The following is a 19,290-nucleotide window of genomic DNA, read 5'->3' as shown; positions in this document are numbered from 1 at the left end:
GCTTTAACCGGCGGTCACCCCTGCGCCGCCCACAGGAACTGCTCGAGCAGCGGGCCCGCGGTCGTCGAGCCGTAGTCGCCGACGTCGACGAACACGGCGACGGCCAGGTCGCCGTGGATCGCGATCATCCACACGTGGTTCTGCAGGTTCCCCGCGTCACCGAACTGGGCGGTGCCCGTCTTGGCCGCCACCTCGTCGCCCGGCACGTCCTGCAGGAACGCCGCGCCACCCTCGGTGACCACCCCGCGCATGAGGTCGTGGAGCGTCGCGGCCTCGGCCGCGGTGAGCGGCACCACCGGACGAGGCGTCTCGGTCGGGGCCGCGCTCGCCGCCGTCCCGTCGTCGGTCGGCTCGGGCGTCGCCACCCCCTCGGCGGGCACCACCAGCCGCGGCACCACGGTCCCGCCGTGCGCGACGGACGCCGCGACCGTCGCCATGCCGAGCGGCGACGCCAGCACCCGGCCCTGCCCGATCATCGAGGCGGCGTGGTCGGTGCCGTCCGAGTCCCCCGGCACGTCGCCCAGGAACGCGGGAAACCCGAGCGCCGCCTGCGAGACGAGGCCCAGCGAGCCCGCGGCGTCGATGAGGGCGTCCTGGTCGGCGGAGTCGCGCGCCGAGATGAAGGCCGTGTTGCACGAGTTGGCGAACGCGGTCCGCAGCGAGATGGTGCCCAGCTTGTCGGTCGGGTACTCGGGGAAGTTGGAGAAGCTGCGCCCGTCGACGGAGACCGTCGCGGGGCACGTGACGTCGCTGTCGGGCGTGAGCCCGGACCGCAGCAGCGCGAGCGCGGTGGCCACCTTGAACGTCGACCCCGGCGCGAACTGGCCGAGCGTCGCGGTCGACATCCCCTCGCCGCCCGCGCCGCTCGCCGCGGCGAGCACGTCGCCGGTCGACGGGCGGATCGCGACGATGGCGCTGGCGGGGCCGACGCCGGCGAGGACGTCCTCGGCCGTGTTCTGCAGTGCCACGTCGAGCGTGGTCGTCAGCGGCGTGCCGGGCGTGGGCGGGACGTCGTAGAGCTGGCGGGGCGCCGAGCCGTCGGCCAGCGCGGCCGTGATCGTCAGGCCCGGGAGCCCGCGGAGCTGCGCGTCGTACTGGCGCTGGAGCCCGGACAGGCCGGCCAGGTCCCCGGCCGCGACGGCGCCGTCGGACTTCTCGACGATCTCCGCGGTGGCCTCGCCGACCGACCCGAGGATCGGCCGGGCGAACCGGCGACTGGGCGCGAGCGGCAGCGTGCCGACGACGTCGTTGACGCCCGGCATGGCGGCGAGCGTGGCCACGTCGTAGCCGGGGTCGCCCTCCCGGATGGTGATGGCCTCGACGAACGCCTTCTCGCCCGCTGCGGCGACCTTGGCGGCGTAGGCGTCGACGTCGAGACCCAGCGCGCCGGCGAAGGCCCGCGCCGCGCCGTCCTGGTCCGCCGCAGCGATGCGCGTCTTGTCGATGCCGAGCCGGTGCACCGTGCGCGGCTCGACGATCACGGCGCCGTTCGCGCCCAGCACGTTCGCGCGGTCCGCGCGCGTGCGGTGCACGGTGAGCACCTCGCCGGCCGCGAGGTCCGGCGCCAGGAGGGTCGGTGCCCAGGCGACGTGCCAGACGTCCTCGTCGTCGCGGGTCAGACGGGCGTGCGTCTCGTACGTCCAGTCGGCGTCGCTCTCGTCGACGTCCCACGTGTACCCGAGGGTCGCCGTCGCGACGTCCTTGTCCTTCTCGTCCACGGTGGTCGACACGACCGCGACCGTGGGCTGCCACGGCGCGAGCCCCTCGTACGCGGCCTCGCGCAGAGCGGTCGCCGCGGTGACGTCGACGTTCCCGCCCTCGAAGGGAGCCTTGGAGAAGTCGCCGGACGTGAGCGCCGCCGCGAGGGCCTTCGTGGCCGCCTCGGGTCCGGGCGGCTCGGCCGAGCACGCCGTGAGCCCGGCCGCCACCAGCAGCAGCGCGATCCCTCCGCCTGCCAGGCGGCGCCACGCCACCGTCCGTTCACCCGCGAACGTCATGCTGTCCCCTCGTCGTGCGGCAACCGCGCCGCCCTCTGCTCGACCAACGCTCCGAGAGCGTGTCATCACCCGGTGCCGCCGCGTGGGCGAACGACGCAGCCTTCACCGATCCTCCCCAGTTGCCTCAGGCGAACACGCCGGCGGGGTCATACGTCTGGCGGACCCGGGCCAACCTCTCGGCCGTCGCAGGCGCCCACACCGGGGTCGCCGTACCGGCGAAGTTGGGGTTGACCTCGGCTGCCGTCCAGGGCGCGACAGCCTCCGCGACGGCCGAGGCCGCGGAGGGCATGGTCGTCCGGAACTGCCCCGGGTCGACGCCGATCAGCCCGAGCGTGAACGCCGCCCCGCGTCCGGAGACGGCGGAGCCGCCTGGGACGTCCACGGCTGTCGCGCCCTCGACGTGCCGCAGCTCGGCGGCCACGAACGGGTGCTCGGCGCCGGGCCCGACGAGTCCGAGCCAGGCCGTCGCGAGCTCGTCGTCGGCGTGGCTGAGCAGGAGGCCGCGGACCCAGCTGGGACCGGGGTCGACGGGATCGTTGTGGATCTCGGCGGCGCGGGCCACGGGCAGCAGACCGACCGTGTCCGCGAGCGTCGGCGCAAGGGCGCGCAGGGGCGCGGCGACCGCCTCACCGGCGGCCTCGTCGCCGGGCCGGGCGAACCGGAGCACCAGCACGGTCTTCCCGCGCAGGAACGGGGGCACGGCGTCGAACGGCGGGAAGCCGATGATCGCCGCGCTGGTGGTCGTGTCGGGGTCCGCCGAGGCCGTCCACGCCAGCCAGCCGCGCAGCGCGGTCTCGATGTGCTCGGAGTCGAAGAACAGGGAGCCGGCGTAGAGCGACGGCACCGCGGCGAGCCGCAGCCGGACCTCCGTCACCACGCCGAGCCCGTGCTGTCCGCCGCGGAGCGCCCAGAACAGGTCCGGGTGCCGGTCGGCCGACGCCTCCACCAGCTCGCCCGCCCCGGTGACGACCGTGAGCGACTCGAGCCGGTCGGAGCTGAACCCGTGGCTGCGCGCGAACGGACCGAGGCCGCCGCCGAGCAGGTACCCGATCACGCCGACGTGCGTGGACGAGCCGGCGATCGGCGTGAGCCCGTGGGCATCGGCGACCGTCACGACGTCGGTCCAGTGGGAGCCGGCGCCGATCGTCGCGATCCCGGTCGCGGGGTCCACCGTGACTCCGCCGAGCCGGTGCGTGGTGAGCACGACCCCGGAGGTGACGGGCGTCCTGGCCCCGTGACCGGTGGCGAGCACCGTGACCGGGACGCCGCTCTCGGCAGCCCAGCGGACCGTCTCGACGACGTCCTGCGCGCTCGACGCCCCGACCGCCACGTCCGGGCTGTGGACCACCGCGCGGTTGTGCGCGGCGACCTCGTCGGCGAAGCCGTCGTCGTCCGGGAGCAGGACGGGACCGGTGACTCGGGAAGCGAGGGGATGGGACATGCCGACAGCTCCTTGCGGATCGGGGTCAGTGCAGGCTGCCACGAGGGCGCCCGCCGCAGCACGACCTTTCCACTCACCACTGACAAGCGAGCGCGGGTGTCGAGGAGATCAGCCGACCAGCAGGCTGACCGCCCGGTGCAGGTCCGCACGGACGTGCTCCGGCTCGGCCAGCGGGGCGAGCGTCACGCCGTGCACCAGCCCGAGCACCTGCCCGAGCAGCCGGTCCGCGGCCCAGCCGCCGTCGCCGCGGACGGCGCGCAGGGCGGCCACCTTCCGGGCGTGCGACGACACCGACTGCGGGAGCTGCGCCAGCACCCCCGGGCGCTCGAGGTTGTGCCACAGCAGCAGCCGGACCAGCGACGGGTGCGCCGCGTTGAAGTCGAGCAGCCGCACGGCGTAGGCGGGCAGGTCCGCGGCGTCGAACGGGACGGCGTCGAGGAGCTGCTCGATGCGGTCCTCGATCACCGCGTCGAACAGCTGGTCCTTGCTGCCGAAGTACGCGTAGATCCGCTGCTTGTTCGCCTCGGCCCGCTCGGCGATCCGGTCCACTCGCGCGCCGGCCAGACCGCGCTCGGCGAACTCGTCGGCGGCCGCGTCGAGGATCCGGCGCGGGGTGTCGGCGGCCATCATGCGGGCAGGGCCGTCCCCGTGAGGTCCTGGGCGACGGCCCACAGCCGCGCCGCCGTGCCGTCGTCGCGCATCCGCCGGTTGAGCCGGGCCGGACCGGTCGGGCCGACGAGGCCGAACCGCCCCGACGGGCCGTAGTACCCGCCCTCGGCCGCGAGCGGGTCGGCCGCCGCGAACAGCATCGGCTCGGCGCCCTCCGGCGGGAGCTGCGACGGGACGAAGGGCATGCTGGCGATGGGCGAGCGGTGGGTCCGCTCGCGACCGAGCGACGCCCCGGCGGTCTGCAGGTTCGTCTCGGTGAAGCCGGGGTGGGCCGCGTTGCTCCGCAGGTCCCAGCCGCGCTGCATCGAGACGCGGGCCAGCCGGCGGGCGAGGAGCAGGTCCGCGAGCTTGGACTGCGCGTACGTCCGGCTCGGGCTGTACCGGCGCCGGGTCCACTGCAGGTCGTCGAACCGGATCCGGCCCACGTTCGCCATGCCGCTGCTCATGGTGGTGACCCGCCCCGCCGGCGCCGCGAGCAGCAGCGGCAGGAGCCGGTTGGTCAGCGCGAACGGGCCGAGGTAGTTGGTGCCCAGCTGCAGCTCGAAGCCGTCCTCGGTCTCGAACCGCGTCGGCGGCGCCATGACCCCGGCGTTGTTGATCAGGGTGTCGAGGTGCGGGAGGTCGCGCTCCAGGGCGTCGGCGAACGCCCGCACCGACGCGAGGGACGCGAGGTCGACCAGCCGCACCTCGGCGGAGGCGGCGGGGTGCGCGGCCCGGATCTCCGCGAGCGCCTTCTCGCCCTTCTCGGGGTTGCGGACCGCCAGCACCACGTGGGCACCGGCCGCGGCCAGGCGCTCCGCCGCCTCCCGTCCCGTGCCGCTGTTGGCGCCGGTGACGACGACCGTGCGACCGGTCTGGTCGGGGACGTTGTACATGCGGGGCTCCTTGCCGACGAGAAACCAACTAGTTAGTTGGGACTCTGTCACCTGCGCCGCGCTCGGTCAAGAGGCAGCCGCCGCCGCAACAGGGTCGAATAGGACGCATGAGCACCGTCCCGAACATCACCCTGAACAACGGCGTCGAGATCCCCCAGCTGGGCTTCGGCGTCTTCCAGATCGACCCGGCGGAGACCAAGGACGCGGTCCTGCAGGCCTTCGAGGTGGGCTACCGGCACATCGACACGGCGCAGATGTACAAGAACGAGAAGGGCGTCGGCGAGGCGTTCGCGGAGTCCGGGCTCGCCCGCGACGAGGTCTTCATCACCAGCAAGCTGAACAACGACGCGCACGACCCCGAGGACGCGGCGATCGCGTTCGACCTGACGCTCGACACCCTCGGGCTCGACCACGTCGACCTCTTCCTCGTCCACTGGCCGCTGGCGATGGTGAGCGACTTCGTCGAGACCTGGAAGGCGATGGAGGACTTCTACCGGTCCGGCCGCGCGAAGGCGATCGGCGTCTCCAACTTCCAGCCGCACCACCTGCGACGCCTGAACGCCGAGACCACGATCACGCCCGCGGTGAACCAGGTCGAGGTGCACCCGTACCTCACGCAGGAGGAGGTGCGCGCGTTCGACGCCGAGCACGGCATCGCGACCGAGGCGTGGAGCCCGATCGCGCAGGGCAAGGTGCTGGACGACCCCACGATCGTGCGGATCGCGGAGTCGCTGGGCAGGACGCCCGCGCAGGTCACGCTGCGGTGGCACCTCCAGCGCGGCGACATCGTGTTCCCCAAGTCGGTGACCCGCAGCCGCATCGAGGAGAACTTCGCGCTCTTCGACTTCGAGCTGAGCGACGTCGACCTCGCGGACATCTCCGGGCTCAACCGCGACGAGCGCACCGGCCCGAACCCGGACACGTTCGACTACGTGCCTCGGTAGTTTTGCGGTTGGGCTGTCGATCCGGCTGCTCCCCGTTCGTACAGACGGTGAGCAGCCGGCCCGACGCCGGCGCCGCACCCACCGAGGAGGACGTGATGAGCCACTACCTGCTGAGCGTGATGGAGCCCGCCGGGCCGATGCCCGACCCCGAGTTCCTGGAACCGATCATGAACGCCGTCGGCAAGGTCGACCAGGCGATGAAGGACGCCGGCATCTGGGTCTACGCGGGCGGCCTGCACGACCCGAGCACGGCGACCGTGCTGCGCGCCCAGGACGGCGACGTCGTGACCACCGACGGCCCGTTCGTCGAGGCCAAGGAGCACCTGGGCGGCTTCACGATCGTCGACGTCGACGACCTCGACGCGGCCCTCGACTGGGGCGGCCAGCTGGCCGTCGCCACGACCCTGCCCATCGAGGTGCGGCCGTTCCGCTACCAGTGACGACGGACCACCAGTGACGACGGCCGCCGACGACGCGGTCGCGCGGGTCTTCCGCGCCGAGCACGGCCGCGCCGTCGCCGTCCTGACCCGGACCTTCGGCGACCTCGACATCGCCGAGGAGGCCGTGCAGGAGGCGTTCGTCGCGGCCGTGCAGCGCTGGCCCGTCGACGGGCTCCCGCCGAGCCCCGCCGGCTGGATCATCACCACGGCCAAGCGCAAGGCCATCGACCGGCTGCGGCGGGAGGCCTCGCGCGACGACCGGCACGCTCAGGCCGCTCTCCTGCACGAGCGCGAGGAACCCGTGGAGGTGGGGCCCGTGCGTGACGACCGGCTCCGGCTCGTGTTCACGTGCTGCCACCCGGCGCTGTCGGTCGAGGCGCAGGTGGCGCTCACTCTCCGGCTGCTCGGCGGCCTGACCACCGACGAGATCGCGCGCGCGTTCCTGGTGCCGGAGCCGACGATGGCGCAGCGGCTGGTGCGCGCCAAGGGCAAGATCCGCGACGCCCGGATCCCCTACCGGATCCCGCGCGACGCCGACCTGCCCGACCGCCTGCGCGCCGTCCTCGCCGTGGTCTACCTCGTGTTCACCACGGGCTCGGCCGCGCTCGTGCGCGAGGACCTGTGCGCCGAGGCCGTCCGGCTGGGCCGCGTGCTGGTCGAGCTGATGCCGGACGAGCCCGAGGCGCTCGGGCTGCTCGCGCTCATGCTGCTCACGGACGCCCGGCGGGACGCCCGGGTCTCCGCCGACGGGTCGCTCGTCCTGCTGCGGAACCAGGACCGGTCGCGATGGGACGAGCGCGAGCTCGACGAGGGTCGCGCCCTGGTGCGCCGCTGTCTTCGTCGGGACCACCTCGGTCCGTACCAGCTGCAGGCCGCGATGCAGGCGGTGCACAGCGAGCCGGCCGGGACGGACTGGCGGCAGATCGTGATCCTGTACGACCAGCTCATGTCGATCGCGCCCAGCCCGGTCGTCGAGCTGAACCGCGCGGTCGCTGTCGCGGAGCTCGAGGGACCGGCCGCGGGGCTCGCGCTGGTGGACGGCCTGCCGCTCGAGCGCTTCTACCTCTTCCACGCGGTCCGCGCCGACCTCTTGAGGCGGCTCCATCGACCCTCGGACGCCGCCGCCGCGTACGACCAGGCGCTCGCCCTCACGCCCCACGACGCCGAACGCGCGTTCTTGCAGCGCAGCCGCGACGCCGTCACCCCAGGCGCGCCACCAGCCCCGCCCGCACGGTGAACCACTCGGCCGCGACGATCGAGAAGTAGGCCGTGTCGCGCAGGCCGCCGTCCGTGGCGACGGTGTGCACGCGGCGCACCCCCTCGAACCGGCCGCCGATCCGCTCGATCGCCCTGCGCGACGCGGCGTTGCGGGCGTCGGTCTTGAGGGTCACCCGCAGGGTCCGCCACGTCTCGAACGCGTGCGTGAGCAGCAGCAGCTTGGCCTCGGTGTTGATCGCCGTCCGCTGGGCCGACGCCGCGTACCAGGTGCTGCCGATCTCGGCGACGGACGGCGGGTGCTCGTCGCTCGGCGCCGGACCGAGGCTGCCGGGCGGCCACGTCGCCGGGTTCTCGAACACCTCGAGGTCGAGGAACCGGGTGCTGCCGACGATCGCGTCGTCGGCCAGCCGCCGCACCGCGAACGGCACCGCCCGGCCGGATGCCGCGTGCTCGAGGGCGGCGTCGACGTAGGCGGCCGTGTCGACCGGCCCGTCGGGCACCCAGGTGTACCCGTAGCTCCCGCGCTCCTCGGCGGCGGCCGCGGCGAGCCCTGGCACGTGCGACGGGTCCAGTGGTTCCAGCCGGACGTGCCGGCCGGTGAGCGTGAAGGGCTCGATCATGCGGTCATCCTGGCGCAGCATGGGGGCCATGGACGACCGAGTCTGGACCGTGGACGACCACCTGCGCGACGCCGACCCGGCGCACGTCGAGCTGTGGCGGGCGTTCGCCGCCCTGGTGGAGTCGACGGGGCCGGTGACCTACGCCGTGGCGAAGACGACGATCACGTTCAAGGGTCCCCGGCGCGGGTTCGCCGGCGCCCGCCCGACCCGGCAGGGCGTCGAGGGCTACCTCGACACGCTGCGACCGCTGGACGGGGACCCCCGGATCCTCCGGTCGTCCCCGTACCAGCGGAACCTGCACGTCAACCGCTTCCGGATCCGCTCGCTCGCGGACCTCGACGAGACGTTCGCCGGCTGGGTCCGGGAGGCGGCGGCCGTGGGGTCCGGCGCGCACCTCGCCTGACGTCCGTCAGGCGGTGGCGTGCTCGTTCGCGGCGCGCATCGCCCGCCGACCACCCGGGACGGCGAGCGCCAGAGCGACGACCAGCAGCAGCGCCACCCCCGCCCAGATCAGCAGCGACTCGACCGAGAACCGGTCGGCCAGCGGCCCGAAGATCGCCATCCCGATCGGCATCGACAGGGCCATGACGATGCCGACGAAGCCGAACACCCGCCCCTGCATCTCCGGCTCCACGGTCTCCTGCAGCACCGTGAACGACGGCGTCGAGAAGGCCGGCACCGACAGGCCGAGCAGGAACATGAACGAGAAGAAGACCCAGAGGTTGGTCGACAGCCCGAGCCCGACGGAGAGGCCACCGAAGACCAGCGTGGAGCCCAGGATCATGCGGACCCGGTTCCACTTCCCGGCCCACGCCGCCACGGCCGCGCCGCCGAGCACCATGCCGATGCTGAACGCGAGCTCGTTGGCGGTGAGCTTCCAGACCTCCTCGCCGAACGTCCGCACGATCATCAGCGGGGTCAGGAACGAGGGCGCCACGATGAGCAGGAACACCACCGCGTAGAGCACGAGGATCCAGCGCACGAACGCGTGGGTCACCACGTACTTCACCCCGCCGACGAGGTCGTCGAAGTAGCCCACCTGTCCGGCGTCGGAGCGCACGAGCCGCGGCACCGTGACCAGCAGGAGCAGCCCGATGCCGATGACCGCGGTGACGACGTCGATGTAGAACACCGCGACGATCGACATGCTCGCGTAGACCCCGGCGGCGGCCGCGGGCGCGATCAGCATCATGGCCGACTGGATCGTGCCGTTGATGCCGTTGACCCGCATGAGCTTGTCGCCCGGCACGATCTGCGGCAGCAGCGCGGCGACCGCAGGCATCTGGATTCCCGCGCCCGCGGACCGGATGGCGATCGCGACGAAGATCAGCCAGAGGTCGGTGGCGCCCGCCATCATGAACATCGCCAGGGCCAGCGTGACGACCGCGATGGTGGCGTCGGCCCCGATGATGAGCTTCTTGCGGTCGAGCCGGTCCGCCCAGACGCCGCCGAAGATCGAGATCACCGCCTGCGGCAGGAACCCGAACACCGCGTACAGGGCCATGACGCCGCCGGACTTGGTCTCGAGCGTCAGGTGCCACATCACGGCGTACTGCACGAGCATCGAGCCGAACAGCGAGATGGTCTGCCCGGACAGGAAGATCGTGACGTCGCGACGCCAGCCGGGCCGCGCGGGCGCGGGCGTCTCGACCTCGGTCTCCGTCGGCTCCGTCACGTCCGCCATGCTGTCAGCCCCCTCCGACACCCCGCACGGGAGATTCCGCGACGGCTGCCGAACGCGCCATGAGCAGGTTCCGTTCCCGTTGTGTGGGGGCCAGGGCGGCCGCACGCTCGAGCTCGACGGCGGCCTCGTCGGCACGCCCGAGCCAGACCAGGACGTCCGCGCGCACGGCGCCGAGCAGGTGGTACCGGGCGAGGCGCGGGTCGTGGCGGATCAGCTCGAGGGCCGCCAGGGCCGCCTCCGGGCCGTCGGCGTGCAGGACCGCGACGGCGCGGTTGAGCTCGACGACGGGCGACGGCGCCAGCTGGGCCAGGGCGTCGTAGAGCGCGACGATCGCCTCCCAGTCGGTGTCCTGGAAGGTCCGGGCCCGGCTGTGGCACGCCGCGATGGCCGCCTGCACGGTGTACGGCCCGAGCGGTCGGCCCAGGGTCGTGGCGCGCTCGAGCGACCGGAGCCCGTGCTCGATGAGCGCGCTGTCCCACCGCTTGCGGTCCTGGTCCTGGAGCAGCACGCCGTCGCCGCGGGCGTCGAACCGGGAGGCCTGCAGCTCCATGAGCGCGACCAGGCCGTGCACCTCGGGCTCGCGCGGCAGCAGCGCGGCGAGCACGCGGCCCAGGCGCATCGCCTCGTCGGCCAGGTCCCGGCGGACCCACCGGGTGCCCGACGTCGCGGAGTGCCCCTCGGTGAAGATCAGGTAGATCACCTCGAGCACCGAGCCCAGCCGCGCCGCCATCTGGTCGGCCTGCGGCACCTCGAACGGCACCTGCGCCTCCGCCAGCGTCCGCTTGGCGCGCGAGATCCGCTGGCCGATCGTGGGCGACGGAACCAGGTACGCCCGCGCGATCTCGTCCGTGGTGAGGCCGCAGAAGAGCCGCAGCGTCAGGGCGATCCGCGACTCCCGCGGGAGCACCGGGTGGCAGGTGAGGAAGACGAGCGAGAGCAGGTCGTCGCCGATGGGCTCGTCGACCACCCGGTCCGCCGCCTCCTCGTCGGCGAGCGAGCCGGCCAGGACGGCGTACTTGGTGCTTCGGTTCTGCTCGCGCCGGATCATGTCGATCGCGCGGTGCCGCGCGGTCACCATCAGCCACGCGCCGGGCTGGTCCGGGACACCCGTCGCGGGCCACTGCTCGAGCGCCGCGACGAACGCGTCCTGCGCGAGCTCCTCGGCCAGGCCGACGTCCCGGACCAGTCGGGTGAGCGAGGCGATGAGCCGCGGCGACTCGATCCGCCAGATGACCTCGACGGTGCGTCGCGCGTCGGCCATCGCCCCGCTCCTCCTCAGGCCTCCTGCGCCTTCAGGCGGTCGACGATCGCCTGCTCCTTCTCGAGCACCTCGGGCGAGACCATCTTCGCGAAGTCCTCCATCTCGAAGAACGGGCGGATCTCGAGCACCGAGCGCAGCTCTGGCGTCGACGGGCAGCGCTTGGCCCACTCGATGGCCTCGTCGAGGGAGCTCACCTGCCAGATCCAGTAGCCGGCGACGATCTCCTTGGCCTCGGCGAACGGACCGTCGACCACCGAGGTCTCGCCGGACGGCTCCCAGACCACCTTCGCGCCGGCCGCGCTGGGCTGCAGGCCCTCGCCGCCGAGCATGATCCCGGCGTTGACCAGCTGCTCGTTGTAGGCGTTCATGACGCGGAACATCTCGTCGGTGGGTGCGACCTTGCCCTCGTCCGCGCCGTCCCCCTTGATCATGACCAGGACCTTCATGGCTGTCTCCTTCGACTCGGGTGCCCGCCCGACGCTAGTGCCGAGCCGGGGCCTTCACCAGGTCGTCGAACGGGCACCGGTCGTTTTCGACACGGCTCCACGACGAGTTTCGCGGTGCCGTCCTACGGTGGCCGGATGACCGCACCAGAGGATCTCTCCGGTATCGCCCGGTTCTGGGACGACGCGGCGGCGGGCTTCGACGACGAGCCCGACCACGGTCTGCGCGACCCGCGCACCCGCGCGGCGTGGTCCGCCCGGCTCACCGGCTGGATCCCCGCCGGGCCGTGGGACGTGCTCGACCTCGGCTGCGGCACGGGGTCGCTCGCCGTGCTGCTGGCGGAGGCGGGGCACCGGGTCACCGGCGTGGACGTCGCGCCGCAGATGATCGACGCGGCCAGAGCCAAGGCCGCGGCAGCAGGCGTGGCCGCGTCGTTCGTCGTCGGCGACGCCGCCCGGCCCCAGGGTGCCGAGGTCGACGTCGTGCTCGCCCGCCACCTGCTCTGGACCCTGCCCGACCCGCCGGCCGCGCTCGCCCGCTGGGTCTCGCTGGTCCGCCCTGGCGGCACGCTGGTCCTGGTCGAGGGACGCTGGTCGACCGCCGGCGGGACCCCGTACACCCCCGATGCCCCGCCGCTGCCCTGGGACGGCGGGGTCACCGCCGCTGACCTGGTCGACGCCGTCCGCCCGCTCGTCTCGGGACTGCGGGTCGAGCAGCTCGGCGACGACGAGGCCCTGTGGGGCGGGCCGGTCCACGACGAGCGCTACGCGCTGGTCGCGCGGGTCTGAGACGCGACGAGGGCCCGACCGTCGGCCGGGCCCTCGTCTGTCTGTCCGGTCAGATCACGGTGCCGGGAACTCCAGCACCACGCTCGGGCCCTGGATGGTCGGCGTCACGGGGTCGCCCGTGTCGTTGACCACGTGGTCGATGGTGCCCGCCGCGTTCAGCGAGACCGTCAGGATGTCGTGCAGCCGCACGCCCGGCGTGACCGGCACCTCGTACGCCCGGGTGGCGTGCAGGGTCGGGTTCACGTTGGTGTAGATGTAGCTGCCCATGCCCCACGCCTCGTGGGTCGTGACCTTGTCGCCCACCTTGTAGGCGGCCCACCCGTCGACCCCGTCGTGCTGCCAGGAGGCCTGGTCGGGAGCGTCGTACGGCAGCTCGTTCTGGAACATGATCGTCTTGCCCCGCTCGCCGTTCCAGACGACGTTGTACTTCTGGTAGTGCTCGGAGAACAGGCCCGTCGCGGTGACGTCGTTGCCGTTGACCAGCACGCCCGTGTCCGCCGTGTTCACGGTCCAGCCGACGCCGGTGCCGTGGTCGGCCCGCCAGGCCCACGTGTGGTCGATGATCGTCTGGTTGGTGTTGACCACCAGGCTCTGGGTCGCCTTGCCGACGTGCTCGCCACCGATCCGGAAGAACACGTCCTGCACGGCGGTCGGGTTGCTCGCGGAGCTCAGCAGCGGCTTCTTGAGCTTGCCGTCCAGCGCCGAGATCTTGGTGCCCAGCTGGAGCAGAGCAGGCGAGCTCACCGGGCCCGCGTCGAACATGATCCCGGCGATGTCGATGCCGGGGACGTCGAGGGTCTGCATGGCGACGACGCCGTTGTCGGGGACGATCGTCGCGAGGCCGAGACCGAGCACGACCGCGTTCGGCCACAGCACGTTGAGCGTCCTGTTGACGTGGTAGACGCCGGGCGCGAACAGGACGTTCTTGCCGACGGCGAGCGCCGCGTTGATCCTCGACGCGCTGTCACCGGGCTTGGCGACGAAGAAGCTGCTCAGCGGCAGCGACCTGCCCGGCGTGCTGCCGGCGGCCCAGGTGGTCCCGGTGCTGTTGGTCGCGGCCGACGGGACGAAGACGTTGTACCGCCCCTTGGCGTCGACGTAGAGGTACGGCTTCTCGCGCGAGGCCGGGTTGGTGTCCAGCGTCGTGTACTTGTTCGTCACGAAGTCCGTGGCGGGAGCGCCCTGGACGCCGGCGAACACCTGGTTCCAGACGCTGTTGCTCCACCCGCCCACCGAGCCGTTGCGGACCAGGAACTGCTGCTGGCTCCCGCTCACGACGAACGGCAGGGCCGAGTCGGCGATGAAGCCGCCCGACGCGTACTGCGGGCCGGCCGTGCAGTAGTCCATGAGGCTGACGTTGGCCCCGGTGACGCTCACGCGGCGCATCGGCGCGGCCTGCGAGACCGCCCAGAAGTTGGCCGAGCCGCGGCAGCCGTCGGCGCTGCCCACCTGGTAGTGGATGCTCAGGTTGGACAGCGAGCGCCAGAAGTTGACCAGCGCGGTGCAGTCCGTCGGGGCGCCGGGCGCCGTCGGGAAGCACTGGTTGTAGACCTCGATCGCGCCGTTGATGACGACGTCGCCGGGGTTCTGCCCCAGGCCGGCGACCTCGGTGAAGTAGCCCACCTGGAAGCGCAGCGGCTGCTCCGCGGTGCCGTACGTGCCGGGCTTGAACAGCAGCGCGTAGCGGCCGTCGCCGAACTGCGCCGGGACCTGCTGGGCCGCGATCGCGTCGACCTTCGCCTGGATCTCCGCGATCGGCTGGCTGGGGTCGAACACGATGACGTTGGGGCCGAGGTCGACGGGTGCCGACGCCTGTGCCGGCGCCGCGAGCAGCGGCACGAGCGCGAGGCTCAGGGCTGCGACGAGCACCGCCGTCGTCCTCCCGCGGTGGGGAGCCGCTGTCGCTCGTCGGTTCCGAGCATGCTGACGCCTACGAAGGAGCATGGGGGTTGGGACCTTTCTCCGCACACAGGGCACGTCCAGGACGGGCCCTCGCGCACGAGGAGGCACCGTCGTTGGCGCCGTGCACCGGACTTTTTGTTGCCGGCCAGGACAAAAGGTACAGGTCTGGTGACTCGTGTCAACCCTGACAGTTCTGTAAGTGTTCGCGCGGTCCCGTTAGCCCGCGTCAGCCGCGCGCGGGCTCGATCGCGGCGAGCCTCTCGATCCACGTGGGGGTCTCGCGCCCGCGACCGCGGTCGGTCACGACGCGCAGCCGCGCCGCCGCGACCTCGGCGCGCGTCACCCTGACGACTGGCCTGGCCGTGGACGGCCGAACCTGCCCCGGCTCCTGGTCCGCGTGCACGAAGTCGGCACCGTCGTTGGCGCCCCGGTCCTCGAGCGCGCGGATCACGTCGAGCGAGAGGCCCGCGAGGAACGCGTCGTCGTCGGCACTCGCCAGCGGCGACGAGGCCAGCAGCGCGAGCGCGTCGAGCCCGACCGAGCGCTTGGTGTCGTCGTCGTCGAACGCCAGGTCGACCGCCCACTGCACGCGGGCCCACCACTGCGCCCGCGCGTCGGCCGCGGCACGCTGCCGGACGGTCAGGATGCCGACGATGAGCGCGCCGATCGCTCCGAACGCTGCCAGCAGGGGTCCCAGCGTGGCGACGACCACGTACCAGGGCTCGTCGGACACCGCGGTGCCCAGCACGCTCACCAGACCTGAGGTCACCGTCATCCCACACCCTTCGTCGATGCCGGTCGCGAGCGTAGCGGGAGGGTCCGACGGGGCCCCGGGTCACTCGACCCGGGAGAGCACCTCGGACAGGCGTCGGAACACGCTGCTGCGCCAGCCGCCGCCCATGATCCGGCGGGACAGCTGGGCGATCGGGTCGTCGGGGTCGAAGCCGGCGTGCTCGAGGAAGATCCGGGTGCCGCGCCCCTCGGGCTCGAGCGTCCACGTCACGGTGGTCGGCACGAGGTCAGGCTTGGCGGCGTCCGTCCAGGTGACCTTGAGCATGCGCTCCGGCTCGAGCGCGAGGACCGTGCTCGCGACGGTCCCGGAGAAGCCGGTCGCCTCGACCCGACGGCCGGCCATCGTGAACCGGTGGCCCACCTCGGGCAGGAAGTCGTCGGTCATGAGCCACTGCGACACCAGCTCGGGCGTGGAGAGCGCCCGCCACACGCGCTCGGGCGGGTGCGGGAGGTACTGGTCCACACGGATCGTCGTCGGGTCGGTGGTCTCGTCGTCGGCCGGCAGCTCCCAGCTCGCCGTCCCGGGGTCAGTCATTCGTGGCTCCCTCTCGTCTCGGGTCGTTCGTCGTGCTCCAGCCGGTCCAGCACACCGCCGAGTGCGGTGAGCCGACCGCGCCAGAACCGCTCGTACGGGGTCATCCAGCTGGCGAGGTCCGCCAGTGGAGCCGCCGTCACGGAGTAGTACCGGTGGCGGCCGTCGGCCCGCTCGGTCACGAGACCGTTGGCGCGGAGCGCCGCCAGGTGCTCGGAGACGCTCGGTCGCGCCATGTCGAACGTCGCCGCGAGCTCGCCCACGCTCTTCTCCCCGGACAGCAGCGCGTCGAGGATGTCCCGGCGGGTCGGGTTGGCCAGGGCAGAGAGCAGACGGTCGAGCGGCGACTCCTTCAGTCGTCTCGGCACGGCTGGCCCCTCCTCGCAGCAGCGTCACGCGGCCAGGGCTCCTCCTGCCGACCTCCGGCACTATACGTAGGGGAATTCCTACCGGTCAATCGGGCCGCGACAGACATGCGGTGTCCCGTCCCCCCGAGTGCGTCCGCCGCCCTGTTGCGGCGGGACTGTCGGTCGGGCTGTGGGCGGGGCGATAGTGGACCTGCAGTCCGGCGCGATGCTCGAAGGAGAGCCCGATGGCAGGCAGCGGTACCAAGGACGACCCGTGGCAGCTGACGACCGCGCCCGGCTCGTCGGCGTACACGATGTACCGGGACGAGTCCGCCGACCCTCCCGCGCTCGTCTGCCAGGTCGGGTCGACCACCCTGAAGTACCACCTCAGCGCGATCGACGACCTGCACGCGTGGCTGGTCGCGCAGGGCGACTGGGTTCCGCTGGGCGCCGCCGACGAGCAGAAGCCGGCCGCCGCCGGGAGCGTCGAGGCGTGGGGTCGGGACGAAGGCAACCCCGTCGGCGGGTGGTACGGGCTCCGCAAGGGTTACCGCGGTCGATTCGGGATGTACCTGCCGCCGCTGCTCGAGGCCCTCGGGCTCGTCGAACTCACGCACGACGCCCGCAACAACACCGTCCGCGCGACTCGCCCCTGACAACGACCGCCCACTGCACCACCGGCGGCCAGCGCACGCAGGGGGCGAGCCTTGGGTGCGCCGACCTGGTCACCGGTGAACCCGCACACGCGTCCCGTCTCGACGCCTCGTCGCGGAGCCCCTGCCTCGTCGCGCTGAGGACCCGCTGAGGGACCATGGCCGGGCAGCACAGTCCGGCCTAGCGTCGGAGTCCGGCGACGGGGGACTCATGAGCATCGCGACCACCTGGGGCGTGACGGCCGAGGAGCAGCGGCGGGAGTACCCGTGCGACGCGCTCATGCCGGCCCTGGCGGGTCGGCTCCTGCGCGGCGTCGACGTCCTCGCGCCGCCCGACGTCGTGTACCGCTGGCTCTGCCAGTTCCGCGTCGCGCCGTACAGCTACGACTGGATCGACAACGGCGGCCGCCGGAGCCCACGGACGCCGCTGCCGTGGTGCTGGGAGCTCGAGGTCGGGCAGACGTTCTCCCGGATCTTCACCCTCGACTCGTTCGTCACCGACGAGCACCTGACCGTCCGCATGACGCCCGGCGCCGGCACCCGGCTGTTCGGCGACGTCGCCCTCACCTACGCCCTGTCCGCCACGGCTCCGGCGCGCACGCGACTCGTGGCCGTCCTCCGCGTGGAACAGCCGCCCACCCGACTCGGTGCGCTGCGAGCGGCCCTGCTCGCGTGGGGCGACCTGGTCATGATGCGCAAGCAGCTCCGCACGTTCGCGAGCCTGGCCGAGGCGGAGTACGACGCCCGCTCCGCTGCGTAGCCGGGCTCGGGCTCAGGCGTCGCCGAGCGTGTAGTCGAACCGGATGCGATGCGTGCCGTCCTCGTCGACCGCCATAACGGCAGTGCCGCGGATGCCCGTGAGCTCGCCCGTGCCGCTCGACGGCACGATCACCGCGTACTCGTCGAACCGGTCGGACCCGTGGGTCGACGCGACGTGCGCGTAGTTGAACGCCCCGGCACGACCGTTGAGGCTGCCCTCGAACGACTCCATGGCGACGTAGGTACCGACGCCGCGTTCCGGGTCGAACGCCGAGGTGAACAAGGTGGTCGACCGCCCCTCGACGCCGCCCACATACTCCTTGACCATCGTGGCCACACCGACGCCGAGAGCCGTGGTGACCGGGTTCTCCGTCTCGATCGGGACCGGGGTGAACCCGCTGACCGTGAATGTTCCTTCGCTGATCATTCCCGCACGCTAGCGATGAGCTCCCACGCCCGCGCCGCCGGCACCGCGAGCGACGCACCAGCGTCGGGAGCCGACAGGACCGACGATGGGCCGGGGCCGAGCACCTGAGCACGACGGGCCGGTCAGCCGACGAACCGAGCCATCAGGGACCGAGCCCGGCGGACGGAGCGAGCCTGACGGAGCGAGAGCGACCAGCACGGACCGAGCGAGACGGTCGCGGAGTGGGCGGTCGAAGCATGACGGATCAGGGCATGCCCGCCAGATGCTCCGTCGTGCGGCGTCAGAAGGGTGGGTCTCCGAGGTCCGGCGGTGGTGGCCGGTGGATGAGTGCGTCGGGTGGGACCAGGACCAGGACCGGGCTGCGCGCGTACGTCAGCCCGTGCCGGTCGGTCCAGGTGGACACCCCGGTGGTCGGGTCGTAGGTGACCTGCCACCAGCCCTTCGTCTTGGCTTGGTGGTGGTGCTTGCACAGCGCGTGCAGGTTCGCCTCGCACGTTTGCACGTCGTGACCGTTCCCGGCGCCCGCGCCACTGCCCGTGCTCGCGCCACTGCCCGTGCTCGCGCCACTGCCCGTGCCCGCGCCACCACCCGCGCCCGTGCCCGCGCCACTGCGCGTGCCGGTGGTTGTACGGGTGGTGCCGGTGCGGTCGTGGTCGAACGGGATGCGGTGGTCGAGCTCGCACCGGGTGGCCGGTTGCCGGCACCCGGGGAACGTGCAGGTGACATCGCGCGCCTGGACGGTGCGGGTCAGGTCCGCCCCGGGCCGGTAGGACTGGGTGCCCACGGAGCAGACCTGCCCGGTGGCCGGGTCGGTCAGCACCCGGCGCCAGGTCGCGTCCTGGGCGAGCTCGCGGGCGACCTGGGCGGGGATCGGCCCGTAGGACCCCAGGAACCCCGGGCTGGTCGTCCAGACCCAGCAGGGTGGACGCGGCCACAGAGACCTGCAAGGCGGCCCGTTGCCCGTGCCGGGTGGGTAGTGGGGTGCCGTCGGGGGTGGCCTGCCGGTCCAGGATCCCGGTGAAGATGTCACTGAATGCGTCCGCGCGCCGCTGATCCACGCTCCGCTGGTCACCGTCCACGGCGGCGTTGCCGGCCAGGGCGTCGATCGCGGTGAACGCCGCGGTGGCCTCGGCGGCGGGCAGGTAGGCGATCAGGCGGGCCATCGCGTCCGGGGCGAGCTCGAGGAACACTCCGCGCCGTTCGCGTTCGGCCCGGCGCCGCTTCTCCGGCACGTCCGGGTTGGCGGCCAGCAGCATCGCGCGCACGTGCCGAGTGAGCTGAGGGGCGGTCAGGTCCCCGGCCCGCACCACCGCATCCGCGACCACCTCGTCCAGGACCTCACGGCCCAGACCGGCGCCCCCGGTGTGGATCTCGGCCAGGATCACGTCGATCTTGCGCGCCTCGATCCGACCGGCCGCCCACGCGTCACCCAGCACCGGGTACGTGCTGGTGTGGGTGGCACGCAGGACCAGGTCCTGACCCAGGCGCCGGGTGCAG

At 72.7% G+C, this 19,290-nt stretch carries 21 protein-coding genes and 1 pseudogene; 7 read left to right on the top strand and 15 right to left on the bottom strand.

Going from position 1 to position 19,290, the window contains the following annotated elements; all coding sequences use genetic code 11:
• Positions 1 to 14: 14 nt before the first annotated feature.
• From AC1DT4_RS13880 to AC1DT4_RS13865, 4 genes are all read right to left on the bottom strand, one after another.
• Positions 15 to 1,997: a penicillin-binding transpeptidase domain-containing protein gene (locus AC1DT4_RS13880; protein WP_477090380.1), complete on the bottom strand. Its 1,983-nt coding sequence runs from the start codon at positions 1,995 to 1,997 to the stop codon at positions 15 to 17.
• Between the two features lie 124 nt (positions 1,998 to 2,121).
• Positions 2,122 to 3,438 carry an FAD-binding oxidoreductase gene (locus AC1DT4_RS13875; protein ID WP_477090379.1) on the bottom strand — a complete coding sequence of 439 codons (1,317 nt, stop codon included), beginning with the start codon at positions 3,436 to 3,438 and terminating at the stop codon, positions 2,122 to 2,124.
• A 108-nt stretch (positions 3,439 to 3,546) separates the two neighbouring features.
• Complete coding sequence (locus AC1DT4_RS13870) at positions 3,547 to 4,068, bottom strand: TetR/AcrR family transcriptional regulator (protein ID WP_477090378.1); 522 nt, start codon at positions 4,066 to 4,068, stop codon at positions 3,547 to 3,549.
• The gene (locus tag AC1DT4_RS13865) at positions 4,065 to 4,982 is read right to left on the bottom strand and encodes an SDR family oxidoreductase (RefSeq protein ID WP_477090377.1); all 918 of its coding nucleotides are present in this window, start codon (positions 4,980 to 4,982) and stop codon (positions 4,065 to 4,067) included. The genes AC1DT4_RS13870 and AC1DT4_RS13865 overlap by 4 nt, the downstream gene beginning before the upstream one ends.
• Positions 4,983 to 5,089: 107 nt before the next feature.
• On the opposite strand from AC1DT4_RS13865, the gene AC1DT4_RS13860 reads away from it, so the two are divergent.
• The 3 genes from AC1DT4_RS13860 to AC1DT4_RS13850 are packed head-to-tail and all read left to right on the top strand — an operon-like array spanning position 5,090 to position 7,603.
• Positions 5,090 to 5,926, top strand: coding sequence for an aldo/keto reductase (locus tag AC1DT4_RS13860; protein ID WP_477090376.1), 837 nt, complete (start codon positions 5,090 to 5,092; stop codon positions 5,924 to 5,926).
• A gap of 47 nt (positions 5,927 to 5,973) precedes the next feature.
• Positions 5,974 to 6,366 carry a YciI family protein gene (locus AC1DT4_RS13855; protein WP_477090375.1) on the top strand — a complete coding sequence of 131 codons (393 nt, stop codon included), beginning with the start codon at positions 5,974 to 5,976 and terminating at the stop codon, positions 6,364 to 6,366.
• 13 nt (positions 6,367 to 6,379) lie between these two features.
• Positions 6,380 to 7,603, top strand: a complete 1,224-nt coding sequence (locus AC1DT4_RS13850) for an RNA polymerase sigma factor (protein WP_477090374.1) — start codon at positions 6,380 to 6,382, stop codon at positions 7,601 to 7,603.
• On the opposite strand, the gene AC1DT4_RS13845 is transcribed toward AC1DT4_RS13850, so the two are convergent.
• Complete coding sequence (locus AC1DT4_RS13845) at positions 7,566 to 8,204, bottom strand: GNAT family N-acetyltransferase (protein WP_477090373.1); 639 nt, start codon at positions 8,202 to 8,204, stop codon at positions 7,566 to 7,568. The two genes, AC1DT4_RS13850 and AC1DT4_RS13845, sit on opposite strands and share 38 nt — an antisense overlap.
• A gap of 28 nt (positions 8,205 to 8,232) precedes the next feature.
• Between AC1DT4_RS13845 and AC1DT4_RS13840 the strand changes: the two genes are divergently transcribed.
• Entirely contained in the window at positions 8,233 to 8,607 is a 375-nt protein-coding gene (locus tag AC1DT4_RS13840; RefSeq protein ID WP_477090372.1) for a DUF5655 domain-containing protein, read from the top strand.
• A gap of 6 nt (positions 8,608 to 8,613) precedes the next feature.
• Here AC1DT4_RS13840 and AC1DT4_RS13835 read toward each other — a convergent pair whose 3' ends face one another.
• From AC1DT4_RS13835 to AC1DT4_RS13825, 3 genes are read right to left on the bottom strand one after another with little or no spacing between them, the layout of a single operon-like run.
• The gene (locus tag AC1DT4_RS13835; protein ID WP_477090371.1) at positions 8,614 to 9,888 is read right to left on the bottom strand and encodes an MFS transporter; all 1,275 of its coding nucleotides are present in this window, start codon (positions 9,886 to 9,888) and stop codon (positions 8,614 to 8,616) included.
• 4 nt (positions 9,889 to 9,892) lie between these two features.
• On the bottom strand, positions 9,893 to 11,149 hold the full coding sequence (locus AC1DT4_RS13830) for an RNA polymerase sigma factor (RefSeq protein WP_477090370.1): 1,257 nt from the start codon (positions 11,147 to 11,149) through the stop codon (positions 9,893 to 9,895).
• 14 nt (positions 11,150 to 11,163) lie between these two features.
• On the bottom strand, positions 11,164 to 11,595 hold the full coding sequence (locus AC1DT4_RS13825) for a YciI family protein (protein ID WP_477090369.1): 432 nt from the start codon (positions 11,593 to 11,595) through the stop codon (positions 11,164 to 11,166).
• A gap of 135 nt (positions 11,596 to 11,730) precedes the next feature.
• Between AC1DT4_RS13825 and AC1DT4_RS13820 the strand changes: the two genes are divergently transcribed.
• Positions 11,731 to 12,381, top strand: coding sequence for a class I SAM-dependent methyltransferase (locus AC1DT4_RS13820; protein ID WP_477090368.1), 651 nt, complete (start codon positions 11,731 to 11,733; stop codon positions 12,379 to 12,381).
• A gap of 54 nt (positions 12,382 to 12,435) precedes the next feature.
• On the opposite strand, the gene AC1DT4_RS13815 is transcribed toward AC1DT4_RS13820, so the two are convergent.
• From AC1DT4_RS13815 to AC1DT4_RS13800, 4 genes are all read right to left on the bottom strand, one after another.
• Positions 12,436 to 14,250, bottom strand: a complete 1,815-nt coding sequence (locus AC1DT4_RS13815) for an adenylyl cyclase (RefSeq protein ID WP_477090367.1) — start codon at positions 14,248 to 14,250, stop codon at positions 12,436 to 12,438.
• A gap of 259 nt (positions 14,251 to 14,509) precedes the next feature.
• Positions 14,510 to 15,058: a hypothetical protein gene (locus AC1DT4_RS13810; protein WP_477090366.1), complete on the bottom strand. Its 549-nt coding sequence runs from the start codon at positions 15,056 to 15,058 to the stop codon at positions 14,510 to 14,512.
• Positions 15,059 to 15,118: 60 nt separating this feature from the next.
• On the bottom strand, positions 15,119 to 15,610 hold the full coding sequence (locus tag AC1DT4_RS13805; protein WP_477090365.1) for an SRPBCC family protein: 492 nt from the start codon (positions 15,608 to 15,610) through the stop codon (positions 15,119 to 15,121).
• Positions 15,607 to 15,975, bottom strand: a complete 369-nt coding sequence (locus tag AC1DT4_RS13800) for an ArsR/SmtB family transcription factor (RefSeq protein ID WP_477090364.1) — start codon at positions 15,973 to 15,975, stop codon at positions 15,607 to 15,609. Before AC1DT4_RS13800 ends, AC1DT4_RS13805 begins: the two co-directional genes overlap by 4 nt.
• A 224-nt stretch (positions 15,976 to 16,199) precedes the next feature.
• On the opposite strand from AC1DT4_RS13800, the gene AC1DT4_RS13795 reads away from it, so the two are divergent.
• Together AC1DT4_RS13795 and AC1DT4_RS13790 are read left to right on the top strand one after the other, a co-directional pair.
• Entirely contained in the window at positions 16,200 to 16,610 is a 411-nt protein-coding gene (locus AC1DT4_RS13795) for a DUF6855 family protein (RefSeq protein WP_477090363.1), read from the top strand.
• 208 nt (positions 16,611 to 16,818) lie between these two features.
• Complete coding sequence (locus tag AC1DT4_RS13790) at positions 16,819 to 17,367, top strand: SRPBCC family protein (RefSeq protein ID WP_477090362.1); 549 nt, start codon at positions 16,819 to 16,821, stop codon at positions 17,365 to 17,367.
• Positions 17,368 to 17,379: 12 nt separating this feature from the next.
• Here the strand turns inward: AC1DT4_RS13790 and AC1DT4_RS13785 are convergent, their stop codons facing one another.
• The 3 genes and pseudogenes from AC1DT4_RS13785 to AC1DT4_RS13775 form a co-directional block, all read right to left on the bottom strand.
• The gene (locus AC1DT4_RS13785; RefSeq protein ID WP_477090361.1) at positions 17,380 to 17,793 is read right to left on the bottom strand and encodes a DUF3224 domain-containing protein; all 414 of its coding nucleotides are present in this window, start codon (positions 17,791 to 17,793) and stop codon (positions 17,380 to 17,382) included.
• Positions 17,794 to 18,073: 280 nt separating this feature from the next.
• A complete protein-coding gene (locus AC1DT4_RS13780) occupies positions 18,074 to 18,577 on the bottom strand; it encodes a hypothetical protein (protein WP_477090431.1) in 504 nt (167 codons plus the stop codon).
• Between the two features lie 193 nt (positions 18,578 to 18,770).
• Positions 18,771 to 19,229 (bottom strand): annotated as a pseudogene (locus AC1DT4_RS13775) (DUF222 domain-containing protein); the annotation flags it as partial.
• Positions 19,230 to 19,290 lie beyond the last annotated feature (61 nt).

The sequence above is a fragment of the Cellulomonas sp. P4_D11 genome, assembly GCF_056401915.1.
The sequence above is the reverse complement of the archived record's forward strand: the minus strand, read 5'-3'. Positions and strand labels throughout refer to the sequence as shown.